The organism is Microbacterium sp. Bi121 (assembly GCF_918698005.1).
In the GTDB taxonomy this organism is placed as follows: Bacteria; Actinomycetota; Actinomycetes; order Actinomycetales; family Microbacteriaceae; genus Microbacterium.
In genome coordinates this window covers 269433-288857 of the sequence record NZ_CAKKLJ010000005.1, presented here as the reverse complement: position 1 = coordinate 288857, position 19425 = coordinate 269433, and the positions used below count along the sequence as shown (strand labels likewise).

General features: G+C 67.4%; 20 protein-coding genes, 1 tRNA gene and 1 other RNA gene. 15 read left to right on the top strand and 7 right to left on the bottom strand.

All coding sequences use genetic code 11. The annotated features are described in order from the left end of the window. Nucleotides 1-28 precede the first annotated feature (28 nt). The 6 genes from miaB to LQZ87_RS10370 are packed head-to-tail and all read left to right on the top strand — an operon-like array spanning nucleotide 29 to nucleotide 5647. The gene (miaB, locus tag LQZ87_RS10395; protein WP_230103391.1) at nucleotides 29-1579 is read left to right on the top strand and encodes a tRNA (N6-isopentenyl adenosine(37)-C2)-methylthiotransferase MiaB; all 1551 of its coding nucleotides are present in this window, start codon (nucleotides 29-31) and stop codon (nucleotides 1577-1579) included. Further along, complete coding sequence (miaA, locus tag LQZ87_RS10390; RefSeq protein ID WP_230103390.1) at nucleotides 1572-2498, top strand: tRNA (adenosine(37)-N6)-dimethylallyltransferase MiaA; 927 nt, start codon at nucleotides 1572-1574, stop codon at nucleotides 2496-2498. The genes miaB and miaA overlap by 8 nt, the downstream gene beginning before the upstream one ends. Further along, entirely contained in the window at nucleotides 2495-3016 is a 522-nt protein-coding gene (locus tag LQZ87_RS10385; protein WP_230103389.1) for a dihydrofolate reductase family protein, read from the top strand. The genes miaA and LQZ87_RS10385 overlap by 4 nt, the downstream gene beginning before the upstream one ends. 35 nt (nucleotides 3017-3051) lie before the next feature. Next, nucleotides 3052-3924, top strand: coding sequence for a diaminopimelate epimerase (gene dapF / locus LQZ87_RS10380; RefSeq protein ID WP_230103388.1), 873 nt, complete (start codon nucleotides 3052-3054; stop codon nucleotides 3922-3924). After that, a complete protein-coding gene (locus tag LQZ87_RS10375; protein ID WP_230103387.1) occupies nucleotides 3812-4207 on the top strand; it encodes an HAD-IA family hydrolase in 396 nt (131 codons plus the stop codon). Before dapF ends, LQZ87_RS10375 begins: the two co-directional genes overlap by 113 nt. Before the next feature lie 57 nt (nucleotides 4208-4264). Continuing rightward, the gene (locus LQZ87_RS10370; protein WP_230103386.1) at nucleotides 4265-5647 is read left to right on the top strand and encodes an LLM class flavin-dependent oxidoreductase; all 1383 of its coding nucleotides are present in this window, start codon (nucleotides 4265-4267) and stop codon (nucleotides 5645-5647) included. On the opposite strand, the gene LQZ87_RS10365 is transcribed toward LQZ87_RS10370, so the two are convergent. Beyond that, entirely contained in the window at nucleotides 5648-6289 is a 642-nt protein-coding gene (locus tag LQZ87_RS10365; protein WP_230103385.1) for a methyltransferase, read from the bottom strand. 59 nt (nucleotides 6290-6348) lie between these two features. On the opposite strand from LQZ87_RS10365, the gene hflX reads away from it, so the two are divergent. Beyond that, the gene (gene hflX / locus LQZ87_RS10360) at nucleotides 6349-7857 is read left to right on the top strand and encodes a GTPase HflX (protein ID WP_230103384.1); all 1509 of its coding nucleotides are present in this window, start codon (nucleotides 6349-6351) and stop codon (nucleotides 7855-7857) included. Nucleotides 7858-7985: 128 nt separating this feature from the next. Here the strand turns inward: hflX and LQZ87_RS10355 are convergent, their stop codons facing one another. Beyond that, nucleotides 7986-8651: an SIMPL domain-containing protein gene (locus LQZ87_RS10355; protein WP_230103383.1), complete on the bottom strand. Its 666-nt coding sequence runs from the start codon at nucleotides 8649-8651 to the stop codon at nucleotides 7986-7988. Nucleotides 8652-8777: 126 nt separating this feature from the next. Between LQZ87_RS10355 and ssrA the strand changes: the two genes are divergently transcribed. Beyond that, nucleotides 8778-9147, top strand: a transfer-messenger RNA (tmRNA) gene (gene ssrA / locus LQZ87_RS10350). 80 nt (nucleotides 9148-9227) lie between these two features. Here the strand turns inward: ssrA and LQZ87_RS10345 are convergent. Further along, entirely contained in the window at nucleotides 9228-9803 is a 576-nt protein-coding gene (locus LQZ87_RS10345; RefSeq protein WP_230103382.1) for a hypothetical protein, read from the bottom strand. 5 nt (nucleotides 9804-9808) lie between these two features. Next, nucleotides 9809-10612, bottom strand: a complete 804-nt coding sequence (locus tag LQZ87_RS10340) for an inositol monophosphatase family protein (protein WP_230103381.1) — start codon at nucleotides 10610-10612, stop codon at nucleotides 9809-9811. 105 nt (nucleotides 10613-10717) lie between these two features. Between LQZ87_RS10340 and LQZ87_RS10335 the strand changes: the two genes are divergently transcribed. Further along, nucleotides 10718-10790 (top strand) — tRNA-Lys (locus LQZ87_RS10335). 61 nt (nucleotides 10791-10851) lie between these two features. Here the strand turns inward: LQZ87_RS10335 and LQZ87_RS10330 are convergent. The 3 genes from LQZ87_RS10330 to LQZ87_RS10320 are packed head-to-tail and all read right to left on the bottom strand — an operon-like array spanning nucleotide 10852 to nucleotide 13023. Continuing rightward, nucleotides 10852-11328, bottom strand: coding sequence for a YbaK/EbsC family protein (locus LQZ87_RS10330; protein WP_230103380.1), 477 nt, complete (start codon nucleotides 11326-11328; stop codon nucleotides 10852-10854). A gap of 22 nt (nucleotides 11329-11350) precedes the next feature. Next, nucleotides 11351-12583: an MFS transporter gene (locus LQZ87_RS10325; protein ID WP_230103379.1), complete on the bottom strand. Its 1233-nt coding sequence runs from the start codon at nucleotides 12581-12583 to the stop codon at nucleotides 11351-11353. Beyond that, nucleotides 12580-13023: a MarR family transcriptional regulator gene (locus LQZ87_RS10320; protein ID WP_230103378.1), complete on the bottom strand. Its 444-nt coding sequence runs from the start codon at nucleotides 13021-13023 to the stop codon at nucleotides 12580-12582. Before LQZ87_RS10320 ends, LQZ87_RS10325 begins: the two co-directional genes overlap by 4 nt. 131 nt (nucleotides 13024-13154) lie before the next feature. Between LQZ87_RS10320 and LQZ87_RS10315 the strand changes: the two genes are divergently transcribed. Genes LQZ87_RS10315 through LQZ87_RS10290 form a run of 6 tightly spaced genes read left to right on the top strand, consistent with a single transcriptional unit; the run spans nucleotide 13155 to nucleotide 19420 of the window. Further along, complete coding sequence (locus LQZ87_RS10315; protein ID WP_230103377.1) at nucleotides 13155-14345, top strand: substrate-binding domain-containing protein; 1191 nt, start codon at nucleotides 13155-13157, stop codon at nucleotides 14343-14345. Nucleotides 14346-14366: 21 nt separating this feature from the next. After that, entirely contained in the window at nucleotides 14367-15161 is a 795-nt protein-coding gene (locus tag LQZ87_RS10310) for an ABC transporter ATP-binding protein (protein WP_230103376.1), read from the top strand. After that, a complete protein-coding gene (locus LQZ87_RS10305; RefSeq protein WP_230103375.1) occupies nucleotides 15158-15868 on the top strand; it encodes an ATP-binding cassette domain-containing protein in 711 nt (236 codons plus the stop codon). The genes LQZ87_RS10310 and LQZ87_RS10305 overlap by 4 nt, the downstream gene beginning before the upstream one ends. Continuing rightward, entirely contained in the window at nucleotides 15865-16740 is an 876-nt protein-coding gene (locus tag LQZ87_RS10300; RefSeq protein WP_230103374.1) for a branched-chain amino acid ABC transporter permease, read from the top strand. The genes LQZ87_RS10305 and LQZ87_RS10300 overlap by 4 nt, the downstream gene beginning before the upstream one ends. Beyond that, nucleotides 16737-17861, top strand: a complete 1125-nt coding sequence (locus LQZ87_RS10295; protein WP_230103373.1) for a branched-chain amino acid ABC transporter permease — start codon at nucleotides 16737-16739, stop codon at nucleotides 17859-17861. The genes LQZ87_RS10300 and LQZ87_RS10295 overlap by 4 nt, the downstream gene beginning before the upstream one ends. Continuing rightward, nucleotides 17858-19420, top strand: a complete 1563-nt coding sequence (locus LQZ87_RS10290) for an AMP-binding protein (protein WP_230103372.1) — start codon at nucleotides 17858-17860, stop codon at nucleotides 19418-19420. The genes LQZ87_RS10295 and LQZ87_RS10290 overlap by 4 nt, the downstream gene beginning before the upstream one ends. The last annotated feature ends 5 nt before the right edge of the window (nucleotides 19421-19425 follow it).

Here is a 19425-nt window from a genome sequence, read left to right as displayed (position 1 = left end):
CAGCATCCGCTCGTAGAATGAGAGCACCATGACTATTCCCCGCAGCGAACCGACGATCATCTCGGCATCCTCTGCAGCCGTCGACGCCGACGGCCGCCGGCGAACGTACGAGGTGCGCACCTTCGGATGCCAGATGAACGTGCACGACTCGGAGCGTCTTTCCGGGTCTCTCGAGAGCGCCGGGTATCTGCGCGCGGATGCCGGCACAGAGGCCGACGTCGTCATCATCAACACCTGCGCTGTACGTGACAATGCAGCCGGCAAGCTCTATGGGACGCTCGGCCACCTCGCGTCGGTCAAGCGTCGCAAGGACGGCATGCAGATCGCGGTCGGCGGGTGCCTGGCCCAGATGGACAAGGACGCCGTGCTCGACAAGGCGCCCTGGGTCGACGTGGTCTTCGGAACGCACAACATGGGCTCGCTGCCGGCTCTCCTCGAGCGGGCCAAGCACAACGGCGACGCCGAGCTCGAGATCCTCGAGTCTCTCGAGGTCTTCCCCTCGACGCTTCCGACCAAGCGCGACTCCGCCCACAGCGGCTGGGTCTCGATCTCCGTCGGCTGCAACAACACCTGCACGTTCTGCATCGTTCCGAGCCTGCGAGGCAAAGAGAAGGACCGCCGGCCGGGCGACATCCTGAACGAGATCCGCCTCCTCGTCGATGACGGAGCCATCGAGGTCACCCTGCTCGGGCAGAACGTCAACTCCTATGGCGTCGAGTTCGGCGATCGTCAGGCCTTCAGCAAACTGCTGCGAGCCGCTGGACAGATCGATGGGCTCGAGCGCATCCGGTTCACGAGCCCTCACCCCGCGGCGTTCACCGACGACGTCATCGAGGCCATGGCCGAGACGCCGTCCGTGATGCCCCAGTTGCACATGCCGCTGCAGTCCGGCAGCGACCGCATTCTCAAAGCGATGCGACGCTCGTATCGCAGCGAGAAGTTCCTCGGGATCCTCGACCGCGTGCGTGAGCGCATGCCGGACGCGGCGATCTCCACGGACATCATCGTCGGTTTCCCCGGTGAGACGGATGAGGACTTCGAAGACACCCTGCGCGTCGTGGAGCAGGCGCGGTTCGCGAACGCCTTCACCTTCCAGTACTCGATCCGCGAGGGAACACCCGCAGCGACCATGGAGGACCAGGTTCCCAAGGAGGTCGTCCAGGAGCGCTACAACCGTCTGATCGCCCTGCAGGAGCGCATCTCCCTCGAGGAGAACGAGAAGCAGGTCGGCCGCGAGGTCGAGGTGCTGGTCTCCGTCGGCGAGGGCAAGAAGGATGCCGAGACGCACCGCCTCACGGGTCGCGCTGAGGACAACCGGCTGGTGCACTTCGAGGTCACACCGGGTTCGGACCTGCCGCGCCCCGGCGACGTCGTCACGGTCACGATCACCCACGGTGCACCGTTCCATCTGCTCGCCGATGACCCATCCGGCGCTCCGCTGCGCATCCGTCGCACCCGTGGTGGCGACGCGTGGGATCGCGCGCAGACCGAATCCTGCGGTGTTCCTGCGCCGGCGGGCGAGTCTGGAGCGCCGCGCTCGGTATCCCTGGGTCTTCCCGCGCTCCGCGTCGGTGTCTAGCTCCAGCGGGGCTGACAGCCGCGTCTGGGCCATCGTCGGCGCGACCGGCACCGGCAAGAGCGACCTTGCACTGTCGCTCGCTGAAAGGCTGCGCGACGAAGGCAATCCGGCGGAGATCGTGAATGCTGATGCGATGCAGCTGTACCGCGGCATGGACATCGGCACGGCGAAGCTGTCCGTCCCCGACCGTCGCGGCATCCCGCATCACATGCTGGACGTCCGTGACGTCACGGAGGACGCCGCCGTCGCCTGGTACCAGCCCCTTGCGCGCGCCGCCATCACAGATATCCATGCCAGAGGCGGCGATGCGATCCTCGTCGGCGGGTCCGGCCTCTACGTGTCCAGCGTGATCTTCGATTTCCGGTTCCCACCGCGTGATCAGGCCGTCCGTGAGCGTCTGGAGCGCGAGCTCGATGAGCAGGGTGCTGCGGTGCTGTTCGCGCGGCTGCGCGAGGCGGATGCCGCGACAGCGGCCCGCGTCGACCCGAAGAACGGTCGCCGCATCGTCCGCGCGCTCGAGGTTCTCGAGCAGGGCTCCCAGACGCATGGGGCGGCTCTTCCAGACGAACCGCAGCTGTGGCATCCGAACACCCGCATCCTGGGTCTGCATGTGGAGCGTGCTGAACTGGTCGAGCGGCTCGACCGCCGTGTGGGACAGATGTGGGAAAGCGGGATGATCGACGAGGCTGAGCGACTGCGCGCCGCCGGCATCGAGAAGGGCACGACGGCGCCGCGGGCGATCGGCTACGCGCAGGCGCTGGCGCAGCTCGCGGGTGAGAAGAGCGAGGCAGAAGCGATCGCTGAGACGCAGGCGCTCACGCGCCGATATGCCCGGCGTCAGGTGTCGTGGTTCAAGCGCTACCCCGAGATCGAGTGGATCTCTCCGATGTCCGACCCCCGTGACATTCTGACGGGATGACGACCCACTACTACACGGCCAGCAGCCTGGACGGATTCATCGCCACCAGCGAGAACTCGCTCGACTGGCTGCTCAAGCAGGACATCGACGACAACGGGCCGATGGCGTACGACGGCTTCCGCGCGATGCTCGGTGCGATGGCATTGGGGGCCACCACGTACCAATGGGTGCTCGATCACGAAGGCGCCTGGCCGTACACGCTCCCCACGTGGGTTTTCACGCATCGTGAGCTGGCGGTCCCCGATGACGGTTCCGTACATCTGACGCAGGCCGACGTGCGCGACGTCCACGCCGCCATGGTCACTGCGGCCGACGGCGACGACCTGTGGATCGTGGGCGGGGGCGATCTCGCCGGTCAATTCGCCGACGCCGGACTCCTGGACGAGGTCTGGGTGCAGTACGCCCCGGTGACCCTGGGCAGCGGAGCGCCGGTCCTGCCTCGAGCCCTCGATCTCGAAGTCATCGACATCGCGCGCAACCGTGCATTCATGTGCGGTCGCTACCGGGTGCTGAAGTGAACGGCGCCGGCAGCGGGCATCCCTAGACTGGAAGCATGGTCGCATTCACCAAGGGGCACGGCACCGGCAACGACTTCGTGATCATCCCCGATGCCGATGGTGAACTCGATCTCACCGTCGAACAGGTGGCGGCGCTGTGCGACCGGCACTTCGGCATCGGCGCAGACGGCGTGCTGCGCGTCGTGCGTTCGACGGCGATCGCCGAGGGTGCGGCAGCGCTGGAAGAAGAACCCGCCGCGGAGTGGTTCATGGATTACCGCAACGCCGATGGCTCGATCGCCGAGATGTGCGGCAACGGAGTCCGCGTCTTCGCGCATTATCTCGTCAGAGCGGGGCTCCCGACGATCGAGCCCGGCACGACGCTGCCGATCGGCACCCGTGCGGGCGTGCGCGACGTCACAGCGAGCGCGAACGGGTATCAGGTGGACCTCGGTCGGTGGCGGCTGTCCGGCGACGATTCGCTCGCCAACGCCCGTGGTCTCGACGTGCCCCGCCCCGGTCTCGGCATCAACGTCGGCAATCCCCACGTCGTGGTCGCACTGGCTTCAGACGAAGAGCTCGCCGGGCTCGAACTCGAGTACATCCCCGAGCTCGAGCCGGCCCTGCCCGGTGGTGCGAACGTCGAGTTCGTCGTGCCGGGGGAGCCGCTCGTCCGCGACGGCATCGGGCACGTGACGATGCGCGTCTTCGAACGCGGTGTCGGCGAGACCCTCAGCTGCGGTACCGGTGTCGCAGCGACGGCCCTCGCCGTCCGGTACTGGGCCGGAGACCGCGCGCCCGACAACTGGCGCGTCGATGTCCCGGGCGGCACTCTGGGTGTGCGGATGTTCCCAGCAGAAGACGGCGAGCACGTCGCTCTGTCGGGGCCGGCCCAACTGGTCTACAGCGGTAACGTCGATCTCGTCTGAGAAATGCTCGCTCGTCCCCGTGCCGGGCATCGAGGACGCGCTCGATCGGATCCCCTGGACGACGTGTGGGGCTTCGAGCGGATCACACGCGAAGCTTCGGCGTACTCTCGGGATCACGGCTCTGTATTCTCGGTTCGAAGGTCGAATCTTCAGCGCCACAGAAGTAGCGGCCGGCAAACCGGCACCGGACCTTTTCCTCCACGCGGCCGCACGTCTCGGTGTGTCTCCGGATCGCTGCGTCGTTGTCGAAGACAGCCGTTTCGGAGGTGTCCCACAGCTGTGAGTCTCTCTGTGACACCGGATGCGGCGTAGGCAGGAGACATCGTTCACGATGGATCGCATGAGCAAGCAGATCCGCTTCAACGCCTTCGACATGAACTGCGTCGCCCACCAGTCCTCGGGCATGTGGCGGCATCCTCTCGATCAGTCAGCGCGATACAAGGAGATCGGGTACTGGACCGAACTCGCGCAGCTGCTCGAGCGCGGCCACTTCGATGGTCTGTTCATCGCGGACGTGCTCGGCACCTACGACGTCTACGGCGCGTCGAACGAGGCGGCGATCCGGCACGGAGCGCAGGTCCCCGTCAACGACCCCATCCTGCTGGTCAGTGCCATGGCGGCCGTCACCGAGCACCTCGGCTTCGGAGTGACCGCCGGTACGGCGTACGAGCACCCGTATCCGTTCGCGCGGCGCATGACCACGCTCGACCACCTGACGAACGGCCGCGTGGGCTGGAACGTCGTCACCGGCTACCTGCCCTCCGCCGCCCGCAACATGGGACACGACGACCAGCTCGAGCACGATCAGCGCTACGACGTCGCCGACGAGTACCTCGAGGTCACCTACAAGCTGTGGGAGGGCTCCTGGGAGGACGACGCGGTCGTCCGCGACCGCGAGTCCGGTGTGTTCACCGATCCGGCGAAGGTGCACGAGATCGGGCACCACGGCGAGCACTTCACCGTTCCGGGCATCCACATCTCGGAGCCGTCGCCTCAGCGCACGCCGGTGATCTTCCAGGCCGGCGCCTCGCCGCGCGGCATCGCGTTCGCAGCGGGCAACGCTGAGGCGATCTTCGTCGCGGCTCCCACCAAGACCGTGCTCGCCGGGACGGTGAAGCGCATCCGCGACGCTCTCGAAGCCGCCGGTCGCGACCGCTACTCGGCGAAGATCTACACGCTGCTCACGATCATCACGGACGAGACGAGCGAGAAGGCGCACGCCAAGCACGAGGAGTACCTGCAGTACGCCAGCGACGAGGGCGCGCTCGTGTTCATGTCGGGCTGGATGGGCATCGACCTGTCGCAGTTCGACCTCGACGAGCCGATCGGCAACGTCAAGAGCAACGCGATCCAGTCCACCGTTGCGAACTTCCAGCAGGCGAATGATGACGGCAAGGAATGGAAGGTCCGCGACATCGCCCGCCTCGGCAACATCGGCGGCCTCGGCCCGCGAGTGGTCGGATCGCCCGAGGAAGTCGCCGACTTCCTGCAGGAGTGGGTCGATGAGACCGACGTCGACGGGTTCAACCTCGCCTATGCGATCACGCCGGGGACGTTCGAGGACATCGTGACGTTCATCGTTCCCGAGCTGCAGCGACGCGGTGTCTACCAGACCGATTACACGCCCGGAACGCTCCGTCACAAGCTGCACGGACGCGGGGACCACCTGCCGCGCGAGCACCGCGGGGCGGGCTTCAAGGTCAGCAGTGCGGTGAACGCCTGATCAGAGCGTCGTGATCGGCTCGGTCGCAGGGGTCCCGTGCCGACGGACCTTGAGCACCCGGTACCCCTTGCCCGTGGCCGAGCGGTAGACGCTGTACCCGGGGCTGAACGTGGCAGCGATCCATCGCTGCAGCGAATCGGCCCCGAGGTTGCGCTGCACGACCATCCAGGCGTCGCTGCGCTCGTCGAGACGGGGGATCCACCGTTCGAGCATGTCGTGCAGCACGTTCTTGCCGACGCGGATCGGCGGGTTCGACCGGATCGTGCGGAACACGATGTCGTCGGGAACATCGTCCGGCAGCACGGCGTTGACATTGGTGAGGCCCAGCGCCTCGGCGTTCCGCCGTACCAGATCGAGAGCACGCTCGTTCACGTCGACCGCCCAGATGGTGGCGTGCGGAGACGCGATCGCCATGGCCAGGCTGATCGGGCCCCAGCCGCAGCCGAGGTCAAGGAAGTGCCCGCTCGGTGGCAGTGGCGGCATGTTGGCGAGAAGCACTGCGGTTCCGGCATCAAGGCGGTCGGGACTGAACACGCCTCCGGCGGTGGTGACCTCGAGGTCTCGACCCGCGAGAACCACACGAATGGTCCGAAGGTTCTCCGCACTTGCCGGGGTCGCAGAGAAGTAGTGATCGGACCCCATACGGTGAGCGTACCGGACGGGCGGGTTAAGGTTAAGACGCCGAACATAGAAGGCAGAGGATGACGAAGACCACAGAAGACACCCACGGCGACGAGACTCTCGACCGCGTGCTCGCCAGCGCAGAGAAGCGCACAGAGGCTCGAGTCTTCGGCGCGGCGCAAGCGCTGCAGGACAAGGCGACGGCCTCCTACGGCGATCGCGACGGCGAGCAGTGGGACCTCGATGACCGGCATGCGCTGCGGCGCGTGGCCGGTCTGTCGACCGAGCTCGAAGACGTCACCGAGGTCGAGTACCGCCAGCTGCGGCTCGAGAACGTCGTGCTCGTCGGCGTCTACCCGCAGGGTGCGCAGACGGATGCCGAGAACTCGTTGCGCGAGCTGGCGGCCCTGGCCGAGACCGCGGGCGCCGTCGTCCTCGACGGCGTCCTGCAGCGGCGCCCGCACCCGGACCCCGCGACGTACCTGGGCCGGGGCAAGGCGCAGGAGCTCAAGGACCTCGTCGCAGCCACCGGCGCAGACACCGTGATCGCCGACACCGAGCTCGCACCCAGCCAGCGCCGTGCGCTCGAGGACGTCGTGAAGGTGAAGGTCATCGATCGTACGACCGTCATCCTCGACATCTTCAGCCAGCACGCGAAGAGCCGGGAGGGCAAGGCCCAGGTCGAACTCGCCCAGCTCGAATACCTTCTGCCGCGGCTGCGCGGCTGGGGCGACTCGATGAGCCGCCAGGCCGGTGGGCAGGTCGGCGCCGGCGGTGCCGGCATGGGATCTCGTGGACCGGGTGAGACGAAGATCGAGCTCGATCGTCGTCGCATCCGCACCCGCATGGCCATGCTTCGCCGGCAAATCCGCGACTTCGCTCCAGCCCGCGACGCGAAGCGCGCTGAGCGCAAGCGCAACACGATTCCCTCGGTGGCGATCGCCGGATACACGAACGCCGGCAAGTCGAGCCTGCTCAACGCGCTCACGAGCGCAGGCGTGCTGGTCGAGAACGCCCTGTTCGCGACCCTGGATGCCACGGTACGACGCACCGCGACCGATGACGGCCGCGTGTACACGTTCACCGACACGGTCGGTTTCGTGCGAAACCTCCCTCACCAGCTCGTCGAGGCGTTCCGATCGACGCTCGAAGAGGTGGCGGACGCCGACATCGTGCTGCACGTCGTCGACGGCTCGCACCCCGATCCCGCAGGACAATTGCAGACCGTCCGTGATGTGATGGGCGACGTCGGCGCGAGGGACCTCCCGGAGCTCGTCGTGTTCAACAAGGCCGACCTCATCCCGGCCGACGATCGTCTGGTGCTGCAAGGGCTCGAGCCGAAGGCGCACTTCGTGTCGTCGCGCTCCGGCGAGGGCATCGAGGAGCTGCGCGCCGCGATCGATGAGGCGCTGCCGCTGCCGGCAGCCGAGGTCCATGCGCTCGTTCCCTACGACAGGGGAGATCTGATCGCAGCCGTGCACGAGACCGGCATCCTGATCTCTGCGGAGCACACTGAGCACGGCACGCAGATCCACGCGCATGTCTCAGAGCGCCTCGCGGCCGACCTGGCGCCGTTCGCGCACGCTTGACGCGAGCACGAGTCGCAACCTGCATGCTGTATCACTTCAGTCGGTTGTGATCGCTGAGAACCGACTGAAGTGATACGGCATCGACTGCGGATACCCCGTGCTGTGCGCGGTCGTGAGCGCGCGCAGCGTCAGCGCGCGATGAACCGCGCCTCGACGGTCGCGGAGATGACGATGTCCTCCGGCTCGTACTCCATCGCCGGGGCAGAGTCCGCTGACATCGCGAACGCAGCGCCACGCGTCTTCATCATCTGAGGCGCGGGGGACTGCTCGCGGGAGATGAGCCCGGTGTCGGCGATCTCGACCGGGGTAACCGAAGCGAGCCCGAGCGCCGCCGCGTATGCCTGAGCACGCTGCACGGCGACGCCGACGGCCGAAGAGGCGACCTCGCGCTCCGCGTCCGCCCGTGTCTGCGGAGTCAGGTGCCAATTCACCCAGCCCACCTCGACGCCGTCCCACGCCGAGATCTCCGAGACCCAGATCGAGAGCTCGGATGCTTCGATGAACGTCGCATTGAGGTCGATGCTCGCGTAGTACACGGGTGCCAGCTGCTTGCCCTCGCTGTTCCACGGACGCTCCGCGCGGACGGACAGCCGCTTGCTGTTCCACTCGACGATGCTCCCGGCCGCCTCGCGCTCGGAGACGCCCTGTCGAACGGGCTCCGCATAGGTCATCGCCCGCTCGACCACGGCGGAGCGTTCTGGGCCTTCAGCGCGCACGGTGACGTGGATCGTGGCGCGTTCGGGCGCGATGCGCGTCTCGTTCTCGCCGCGGACGGTGATGGTGACGTCGCTCATGGCAGCGACTCTACGCCAGGAATGGCGTGGGGCCCGGATACGTTGTAACCTGTGATGCTCGGATGATGTGTTGTCCGAGGTGGTAAATCAACAGAGTGACAGCGGCTCCTTCGCAAGAAGGTCCACGGGGCTGATCGGTTTCGACAGCGCCTGTGTATCCACGAGAAGCGGGCCGAGGATGCAGGGTTATCTCGTGAACGCTCCCTGCAAAACAATAGTTGCCGAAACAAAGCGCAACGACTTCGCCCTCGCTGCATAAGCGAGCCCGATAGTCCGTCAGACCGTATGTGATTCCGATACGGACCCTGGCGTCATCTAGGAATCTTGCTGCGTGACGGCGTCTGGACGTCACGCGGGACTCTTCCCAGGCTGGGCTCGTCGACTTAGGTGTCTGTGACAAAGGTCGGAGCCGAGTAGAACGTCTGCACAGACTGCGCCCGGAGAAGGCGTGGATTATCAGCGTTGGACGGGGGTTCGATTCCCCCCAGCTCCACCACCCGCTGTCACGACGAAAGAAGGCCCGCCACCCGGTGAACTCCCGGTGGTGGGCCTTCGTTCGTGACGCGACTTGTGTCGTCAGGGCAACTGGATCAGCACCAGTCCCTGGCGGGTGTCGGCCAGGGTCGCCCAGCCGTCGCCGAATTCGTACGTCATGCCGTAGCCGTCCTCGTCGACCGCGAAAGCGAACGACGGATCCTCGGTGATGTACGTGTGGCCGTCCTGATCGGCCCGCAGCCATCCCTGCGAGAGGAGCTTCTGCTGAGCTGCGACGGATGCTGACGCATCGAGCGGTGCCCACCCGAACACCTGGACATGATCGGACGCCACGGAGTAGTCGCCCCACACGCACTGGAAGCCGCCGTCGACGACGTCTTCACCGAACCGGAACTCCTGCTCGCGGTACGTCCAGCCGTGCTCGTCGAACATCGCGAGCGTGCTCGGGGCGAGGAGCGTCTCGCAGGTCGGATCCTCCGGCGCCGGTTCCTCGGTCGGCTCCGTCGCGACGGGCTCCGGTGACGGGCTGGGGTCGGCCGCGGCGGTCGGCGTCGGCGTTGACGTCGGGGCGATCTCCGGCTGCGGTGCGCAGCCTGCCAGTAGCGAGAGCAGGGCGGCGGACGCGAGCGAGACAGCGGGCAGTCGTCGGTTCATCACGGGCTTCAGTCCTTCGTGTGCGTCAGGTCGAGGAAGGCGTCGTGGAGGATGCCGTTGGTCGCGAGCACCGAGCGCTCGGAGATGCTGTCCGCGCCGTCGAACGAGGTGAATGCGCCACCGGCCTCGCGCACGATCGGGACGGCTGCGGCGATGTCGTACTCCTTGACATCGAACTCCGCGACCATCTCGAGGCGGCCCTCGGCGAGCATCATGTACGAGTACACGTCGCCATATGCGCGATCGCGCCACACCCGGTCGGCGATGCGGAGCAGCGCGGGCAGGTGCCCGGCATCCGCCCACTGCGTGATGCTCTGAAAACTGACCGCTGCGTCGTCGACGGAGGCGACAGCCGACGTCTCGATGCGTCGCGGCTGGGCGTGCGTGGCGGTCCATGCCCCGTTGCCGGTCGATGCCCACCACCGTCTGCCCAGAGCAGGCATGCTCACGACGCCGACCTGCGGGACCCCGTCGATGGCGAGGGCGATCATCGTGCCCCACAGAGGGATGCCGCGCATGAAATTCGCGGTGCCGTCGATCGGGTCGATGATCCACTGCCGACGCGCGTCGCCGGAGACGCCGAACTCCTCGCCGAAGATGCCATCGGACGGCCGCTCGTCCGCCAGGATCGCGCGGAGTGCGCGTTCGGTGGCGAGATCGGCGTCCGTGACATGCGACCGATCGGACTTGGTCGAGATCCTCAGATCGCTCGCGTCGAAGCGGGGAAGGGACTCGCTGTCTGCGGCGTCCGCGAGCCGGAGAGCGAGGTCGAGATCGGCGGCCAGATCATCGGCGGCGGGGGTTGCGGTCACGTTCTCAGGATAGTCGGCGAGTTGCCACGCCGAATGCCGCCTCGATTTCGCATGAGCTCATGAAACTGGTAATGTAATTCCTCGGCCGGGGGTAACCCGGGCCACGCACCTCTAGCTCAATCGGCAGAGCAATTGACTCTTAATCAATGGGTTCAGGGTTCAAGTCCCTGGGGGTGCACGGATCAGCCTCGGAACACTCTCGCCAGTGCTCCGAGGCTTTTCTGCTTTCCGACCCCGGCTCACACGACCGTGATGACCCGACCGTTCGTGAGGCGCTGCAGGGTCTCGAAGGTCAGCGGCATGACCGTGTGCGGATGACCCGCCGCAGCCCAGATCTCGTCGAAGTCGCGCAGCGCCTCGTCGATGTATGTGGGCAGTCGCGCAGGATGACCGACCGGGGCCACGCCGCCGATCGCCTGTCCCGTCGCCTCCCGGACGATGGATGCCGGCGCCATCGCGACATGCTCGGCACCGATGGATGCTGAGACGACGGCGAAGTCCGCGCGGTGCCCTCCACTGGTCATGACCAGCACTGGTTCGCCATCGGCGAGGACCACCAGGCTGTTCGCGATCGCCGCGACGTCGCAGCCGATCGCGGCAGCGGCCTCGACCGCGGTACGGGCAGAATCAGGCAGCACCCGGATCGCGGGTTCGAGACCGGCGTCGGCCAGATGCTGCCTGACCAGGCGACTGCGCTCGGGAAGTGGTTCGCTCATGCGCCCCAACGTACCGGGTGGATCAGGCGGCGTCGCCGACCGTGATCGCCTCGGCGTCTTCGGCGACGGCATCCACCGGCTCGTCGTCGATGCGCGCGAGCACCTTGCGACCCAGGAAGACGGTGAGCGTCGCGACGAGCACGGATGCTGCGGCGAACAGGTACGGCACCGTTGCGTTGAACGCGTGCCACAGCAGCGCTGCGATCGGCGGAGCCATCGCGCCGCCGATGAAGCGGACGGCGGAGTACGCGGATGAGGCGACGGAGCGGGGGAGATCCGTCGCCTCCATGACCGCCTCGGTGAGGACGGTGTTCATGACACCGAGGAGCAGGCCGCCGATGACGATGCAGACGACAAGTGCGGACGGCGTCTCCGCGACCAGACCGGCGGCGATCAGGTCGACGGCGAGCAGCGGCAGGACCGTGAGGATGATCGCCGTGCGCGACATCCGCCGCATCATCCACGGGGCCACCCAGATGCTGGTGATGGCCAGAGCCACACCCCATCCGAAGAACGTGAACCCGATGCCCATCGCTCCGAAACCCAGCGGGAACGGGGAGAACGCGAGCAGCACGAAGAAGCCGATGTTGTAGAAGAGAGCGGCGACGGCGAGGATCGCCAGGGCCGGGCGGCCGAGCGCCTTGAACGGAGCCGAGAACGGCACGGGCTGACGCTTGTCGAGCGGGCCCCGCAGCAGCGCGGAAACGGCTATGAACGCGATCGCCATGAGAGCGACGACGCCGAAGAACGGGCCGCGCCAGCTCACTTCGCCGAGCAGACCGCCCAGCAGCGGTCCGATGGCGATGCCGAGCCCGAGGGCGGCCTCGTACAGAACGATCGCCGCACCACTGCCGCCAGACGCCGAGCCGACGATGGTGGCGAGGGCGGTGGAGATGAACAACGCATTGCCGAGGCCCCAGCCGGCGCGGAAGCCGATGATCGCGTCGACGCTCCCGCTCATCGCGGATGCGAGCGAGAAGAGGATGATCAGACCCAGACCGATCATCAACGTCGCCTTGGCGCCGATTCTGCTGGAGATCCAGCTGGTGACCAGCATCGCGAGGCCGGTGACCAGCAGGTAGCTGGTGAACAGCAGTTCCGTCTCGGTCGGCGTCGCCTCCAGCGACTCGGCGATCGCGGGAAGGATCGGATCGACGAGTCCGATGCCCATGAAGGCGACGACGCTGGCGAAGGCCACCGCCCACACTTGGGCCGGCTGCTTCCAGATGGATCCGCTGGTACTGGCGCTGTTCACTCGCCGACTCCTGACTCTGGATGCTGTTCGATGCTGTGCGCGGCGAGGATCTCGGCCGAGCGATGCAGTGCATCCCAGTCCGCGGCATCCAGATCCGCGAAGCGAGGTGCGAGCGTGCGCCGGAAGGCTTCACGCCATTCCTTGAGAGCGGTACGGCCGGCATCGGTGATGTCGACGACCGTCGCCCGAGAGTCCGACGCGTCGGGGGAGCGGCTGACGAGTCCGGCACGCTCGAGCTCTCCCAGCAGGCGCGTCATCCCGGGCTGTGTGGTCCGCGACGCGCGAGCCAGAGCGCCGACGCGCTGATCGGGCTCTCTTTCGAGCAGGGTCAGCGCGCGCCACTGCGCTGCAGGGGCGTCGTTCTCGGCATCCTGCGCCGCAATCCGAGCCAGCGCATGTGCCGAGACCACGATCGAAGAGACGATGTCCGCACGGTTCATACCAGCAAGTATATACCCATTGGTATGTATCGCGGACTTGACGATCGACAATGCCGCGCTTTAGAGTTCAAGTAACCTGAATCAGCTTTCAGGTTCAGCATCAAGACCTTCCAAGGGCGAAAGGCATTCACATGCGAGTTACGAAGAAGTTGCTCCTGGGCTCCGTGGTCGCCACGGCCGCCCTGGTTCTGGCGGCCTGTGCGCCGCAGGCGGCCACCGGCGGTGGCGGCGAAGGCGGCGGGGACGGCCCCGCCGAGATCGTCGCCGGCGTCATCACAAGCGAGACCGGGCCGCTCGCCGGCTACGGCAAGCAGTACCTCGACGCGTTCAAAGCGGGGCTCGACTACGCGACCGATGGAACGAACGAGGTCGACGGCACGAAGATCACAGTCGAGTACCGCGACGACGCCGGTGATCCCGACACCGCCGTGACCGCGGCGAAGGAGCTCATCGGAGACGGCGTGAACATCCTCCTCGGCAGCGCATCGTCCGGGGTGGCACTCGCGATGGCCGAACAGGCAGAGCAGAACAAGGTGCTCTTCATCTCCGGCCCTGCGGCAGCCGATGCCGTCACCGGCATCAACGACTACACGTTCCGCTCCGGCCGTCAGTCCGCTCAGGACGTCGCGACCGCAGGTACCTTCCTCGACGACATCGACGGCAAGACCGTCGCGGTGTTCGCGCAGAACAACGCGTTCGGCCAGGGCAACGTCGCAGCGGTCGAGGCCATCCTCGGCGGCCAGGGCGCGACCGTCACGCCCGTCCTCGTCGCCGAGGACGTCACCGAGTTCACCCCGTTCGCGCAGCAGGTGCTGAGCGCCGAGCCCGACCTCGTGTTCGTCGCCTGGGCCGGCGCCACCTCTGGTGCCATGTGGCAGGCGATGAGCCAGCAGGGTGTGCTCGAGAGCATCCCCGTCGTCACCGGTCTCGGCGACGCCGCGACGTTCGGCGCATACGGTGAGGCGAGCGAGAAGATCAACTTCCTCAACCACTACTTCCCCGCAGCCCCTGACAACGAGGTGAACACCGCGATGGTCGAGGCGATCGAGGGAGCGGGGGGTACACCCGACCTGTTCAGCCCCGACGGCTTCAACGCCGCCATCATGCTCGTGCAGGCCGTGAAGGAGGGCAAGGGCGACGTGGATGCCATGATCGCAGCCCTCGAGGGCTTCGAGTTCGAGGGTCCGAAGGGCACCAACACTGTGCGCGCCGAGGACCACGCACTCCTGCAGGACATGTACCAGGCGAGGCTCGTCGCGGATGGCTCCGGGTTCGTTCCCGAGCTGGTCGCCACGGTCGACGCCGCCGACGTCGCTCCGTAACCCGAAGGGCGATCCGCGTTCATGAACGACACCCCAGTCCTGTCCGATGGCAAGCCCGAAGGCGCGGCACTCCGCGTCGAGGGCCTCGGCCTCCAGATCGGCGGAGCGACGATCCTCAAGGACGTCGACCTCGATGTCGCTTCCGGCTCCCTCGTGGGAGTGATCGGACCGAACGGCGCGGGCAAGACCACGCTGTTCAATGCGATCTCTGGGGTGATCCGACCCACCGCCGGCCGGATCCTCCTCGACGGCGAAGACATCGCTGGCCTGTCCGTCCCGAAGCGGGCGCGGGCAGGACTGGGGCGCACGTTCCAGACTTCGAGCCTGTTCCCCAAGCTCAGCATCCTCGAGAACGTCCGGGTGGCCGTCCAGGCCGCGCACGGCGGCAGTTACTCGCTGCTGAAGTTTCCGCGTCGCGACGACAGCGCTACCAGGCAGGCCATCGAGGTCCTCGAGAAGGTCGGACTCGCTCACCGGCTCGACACCCCGGCCGGTGACATCAGCCACGGCGACAAGCGCAAGCTCGAGATCGCGTCGCTGATGGCCACGGACTCCCGGCTCGTGCTGCTCGACGAGCCGATGGCGGGCGTCGCATCCGGCGATGTCGCGGGGCTCGTGGAGAACATCCGCGAGATGCAGCGGGCGAGCGGATGCACCGTGCTGATGGTCGAGCACCACATCGACGTCCTGATGGGGCTCGTCGACCTCGTCGCGGTGATGTACTTCGGCACGATCATCGCGTTCGACACCCCGCAGAACATCATGGAGAACCCCACGGTGCAGAGCGCGTACCTCGGAACGGGGACGGCAGCATGACCGACCCGATCCTCCAAGTCCGCTCGTTGCGAGCATCCATCGCCGGCCAGCAGGTCGTCGAGGACGTCACCTTCGATGTCCCGGCTACCGGCATCACCGCCGTGCTCGGCCGCAACGGCGTGGGGAAGACCTCGACGCTGCGCGGCATCCTCGGCCTCATCTCCCGTCGCGGCGAAGTGCTCCTCGAGGGAGCGCGGATCGACAGCCTCCCCACCCACAAGATCGTCCAGCGCGGCGTCGGCTACGTTCCGGAGGACCGCGAGGTCTTCGCCGGGCTCACGGTCGCCGAGAACCTCGCCCTCGCGGAGCGCCAGCGCACACCGCGCCGCGAGTTCGTCGCCGAGCTCTTCCCCGACCTCGTGCAGCGCAAGGATCAACGCGCGGGCACCCTCTCGGGCGGCCAGCAGCAGATGGTCTCGGTCGCCAGGGCCCTCCTCAACGACAACCGCATCATCCTCGTCGATGAACCGACGAAAGGCCTCGCACCCAAGATCGTGCAAGAAGTGGCCGAGGCCCTCGCCGAGGCGGCCAAGACCGTACCGATCCTGCTCGTCGAGCAGAACCTCGAAGTCGTCCGTCAGCTCGCCGGCGGCGCCGTCGTGATCGCGGGCGGCCGTGTCGTCCACACCGGCGACGCCAGCACGATCCTCGACGACCCCGATCTCACCCGAAGGCTCCTCGGAGTCAGTGCGGAGGCCCACGCATGAGCGCGCTCATCCTCACCCTCGTGATCGGCGTCGGGCTCGGCGCCCTGTACTTCCTCGTCGCCAGCGGACTGAGCCTCATCTACGGTCTCATGCACGTGCTGAACTTCGCGCACGGCGCGTTCCTCACCCTCAGCGCCTTCGTCGGGTGGGGCGTCGCACAGGCGATCGGCGCGAACACCTGGGCGGGTTTCCTGCTTTCGATCCTCGTCGGCGCTGTGGTCGGCGCGGTGTTCGCCACCCTGACCGAACTGGTGCTGATCAGACCGCTGTATGAACGGCATATCGAGCAGGTGCTCGTCACCGTCGGCCTCTCGTTCGCCGCGATCGCCCTGTTCGAGGGCATCTGGGGCACGGACGCGATCAACGTGACCGGCCCGTCGTGGCTCGGACAGACGACGGATGTTCTTGGCGCCAGCATCCCGAACAAGTACTGGGTGCTGATCATCGCCGCAGGTCTCGTGCTCACGGGGCTCGTGCTGTTCCTGAAGAACACCCGCTACGGCATGATCATCCGCGCCGGCGTGGAGAACCGGTCGATGGTGACGGCGCTCGGCATCGACGTGCGCCGCTCGTTCACGCTCGTCTTCGCGATCGGCGGGGCGGCCGCAGGCATCGGCGGCGTGCTCGCCATGCACGCCATGACCTACGTCTCGGCCCACCTCGGCTCGACGCTGCTGATCTTCGCCTTCATCGTCACCGTCGTCGGCGGTCTCGGGTCCCTCACGGGGGCCGCGATCGCGTCGGTGCTCGTCGCAGTGCTCCAGCAGGTCGCCAACACGTATCTCGGCGGCACGGGAGACTTCATCGTCGTCATCCTGCTCGCCGTCGTCCTGCTCGTGCGACCCGCGGGCCTCATGGGGAGGAAAGCATGATGGCCCTTCGACAAGCTCAGGGACCGATGCGCTTCGCGCCCGCGATCGTCGGCGGCGTCCTCGTCGTCGTGATGGCGATCCTGCCGCTGCTCAACCTGTCGCTGCCCGGCATCCTGCCAGGGCCCACCTACACGCCTGGATCGCTCGCGCTGCTCTCGCTGTGCATGGTGTTCGCGGCTCTGGCGCTGTCGTACAACCTGCTGCTGGGCTCGGCCGGAATGCTGTCGTTCGGCCACGCGCTGTACTTCGGCGCCGGAGCCTACGGGCTCGGCATCCTGCTCGACGCCTTCCGCCTGCCGCTCTGGCAGGGCGTGTTCGTCGCCCTGATCGGCGGGATGGTCATCGCTCTGGTCACAGGGGCGGTGGCGATGCGGGTCAACGGCATCCCGTTCGCCATGGTGACCCTGGCGTTCGCGCAGGCGGGTTCGGTGCTCGTCCGGCGCAACCAGGCGATCACCGGAGGTGAGGAGGGCCTCGGACTGCACACCGAGAGCGTCCCCGACTGGCTGGTCGGCGTGATCAACACCCGCAACCTCTACTGGTTCGCGCTGATCGTGCTCGTCGTCGTCTACCTGATCGTGCTCTGGGTCGACACGTCCCGCCTCGGTCACCTCGCCGCAGCGGCGCGCGAGAACGAACTGCGCGTGCAGGTGCTGGGCCTGCGCCCCGCTCGTGCGAAGCTCATCGTCTTCGTGATCGCTGCCCTGTGCGCCAGCCTCGCCGGCGTCGCGTACCTCCTGCTGCAGTCCGGCACGCAGCCGAGCGCCGTTGGCGCCGACCTCACGATCACCGTTCTGGTGATGGTGGTGCTCGGCGGCGTCGGATTCCGATGGGGTGCCATCGTGGGCGGCGTTCTGTACACGATCCTCGATCAGCGCCTCACGGTGCTCGCTCGCGCAGAGGGCATCCAGGCGCTGCCGGACTTCCTGCGCATCCCGCTTTCGGAGCCGCTGTTCCTGTTGGGCGTACTCTTCATCCTCGTGGTCATGTTCCTGCCCGGCGGCATCGCCGGAACCGTCGACAGCCTGCGTCGCCGTCGCCGTGGCGCCGCACCGGCGGCCGGCTCGCTGGCCGCGCTCGAAGACAGCGAGACGCTCGAGGCCGAGGTGAGCGTGCGATGAATCCCGACGTCGACGGCCCCCACACGGTCGGGAGATGGCTGCGCGATCGCGCGGCATCCAATCCGGCGAAGATCGCGATCGACGATCGCGGTGTGGCCCTCGACTACGCCACGCTCGCGCGTCGAGCCGAACTGCTCGCGCAGCGACTGACGGACGCGGGGTACGGCCCTGGTCAGCGGATCGCGACGGTGTCCGGCAACTCGGCGGATCACGTGGTCGCCTTCTTCGCGTGCGCGTTCCTCGGCATCGCGTTCATCCCGCTGTCGTGGCGGCTCACGCCGACAGAGCTCGCCGAGCTGGTGCGCCGGAGCGACCCGGTCCTGGTCCTGGTGGAGGACGAGTACGTCGCCCTGGCCGGGGCGGCTCTGCGGATGCTGGGTGACGATGCTCCGGCGTACGTGTTCCTGGGGAGCACCGGCGTCGAGACCGATGTCCCAGTGGCCACGGAGTCCGCGGCGCAACGCGCGGTCCGCGACGACGACCCGTTGCTGGTGATCTTCACCTCCGGCAGCGAAGCGGCGCCCAAGGGCGTCGTGCTGACCCACGCGAACTGCTTCTGGACGAACATGGCGCTCTCGCAGGCCATGCCGATGGTGCCGACGGACGTGGTTCTGGCGATGTTGCCGCACTACCACGTCGCGGCCTGGAACGTGCAGCCGCTGCTCGCCTGGTGGACCGGCGCGACCGTCGTCCTCGAGCGGTCGTTCCAGCCGAGTCGGGTGCTGCAGCTGATCTGCGATCGGCGCGTCACGACCATGATGGGCGTACCCACCCAGTACCGGATGCTGCAGGAGACGGCCGGTTGGGCCGACGCAGACCTGTCGTCGCTGCGGCACGTCCTCGTCGGCGGAGCCACGATGCCCGTCGACCTCGCCGAGGTGTGGTCTGCGCGCGGCGTGGCCCTCACTCAGGGATACGGCCTCACCGAGGCAGGACCCAACGTGCTCGCGCTGCCGGCATCCGAGCTCGCATCGCACCCAGGAGCAGTCGGACGCCCGTACCCCTCCGTCGACGTCCGCCTCGTGGATGTCGCGACATCGCTGCCGCTCGAGGGCGTCGCCACCGGCGAGCTGTGGGTGCGCGGCCCCAGCACGTTCAGCGGGTACCTCGACGATCCGGTTGCCACAGACAGGGCGCGCTCGGACGGCTGGCTGCGCTCGGGGGATCTCGCGCACCGCGACGCCGACGGCATCTACCGGATCGTGGACCGACTCAAGGAGATCTACGTCTCGGGGGGCGAGAACGTCGCACCGGCCGAGATCGAGCGGGCTCTGTCGGAGCATCCGCTCGTGAAGGCTGTCGCCGTCGTCGGAGCGCCGGACGCCGTCTGGGGTGAGCGCGGTGTCGCGTTCGTCGTCGCCCGTGAGGCGCTGTCGGCGGACGAACTGCTCGCGTTCGCGCGTGATCGACTGGCGGCGTTCAAGCTCCCGGCGCGGATCGTCTTCCTGGACGAGCTGCCCCGTTCCACCATCGAGAAGGTCGCCCGTGCCCGTCTGCGGGCGATGGCCGCACAGCTGACGGCGCGACGAGAAGAGGACGCAGATGACCGAATCCGTTGAGACCA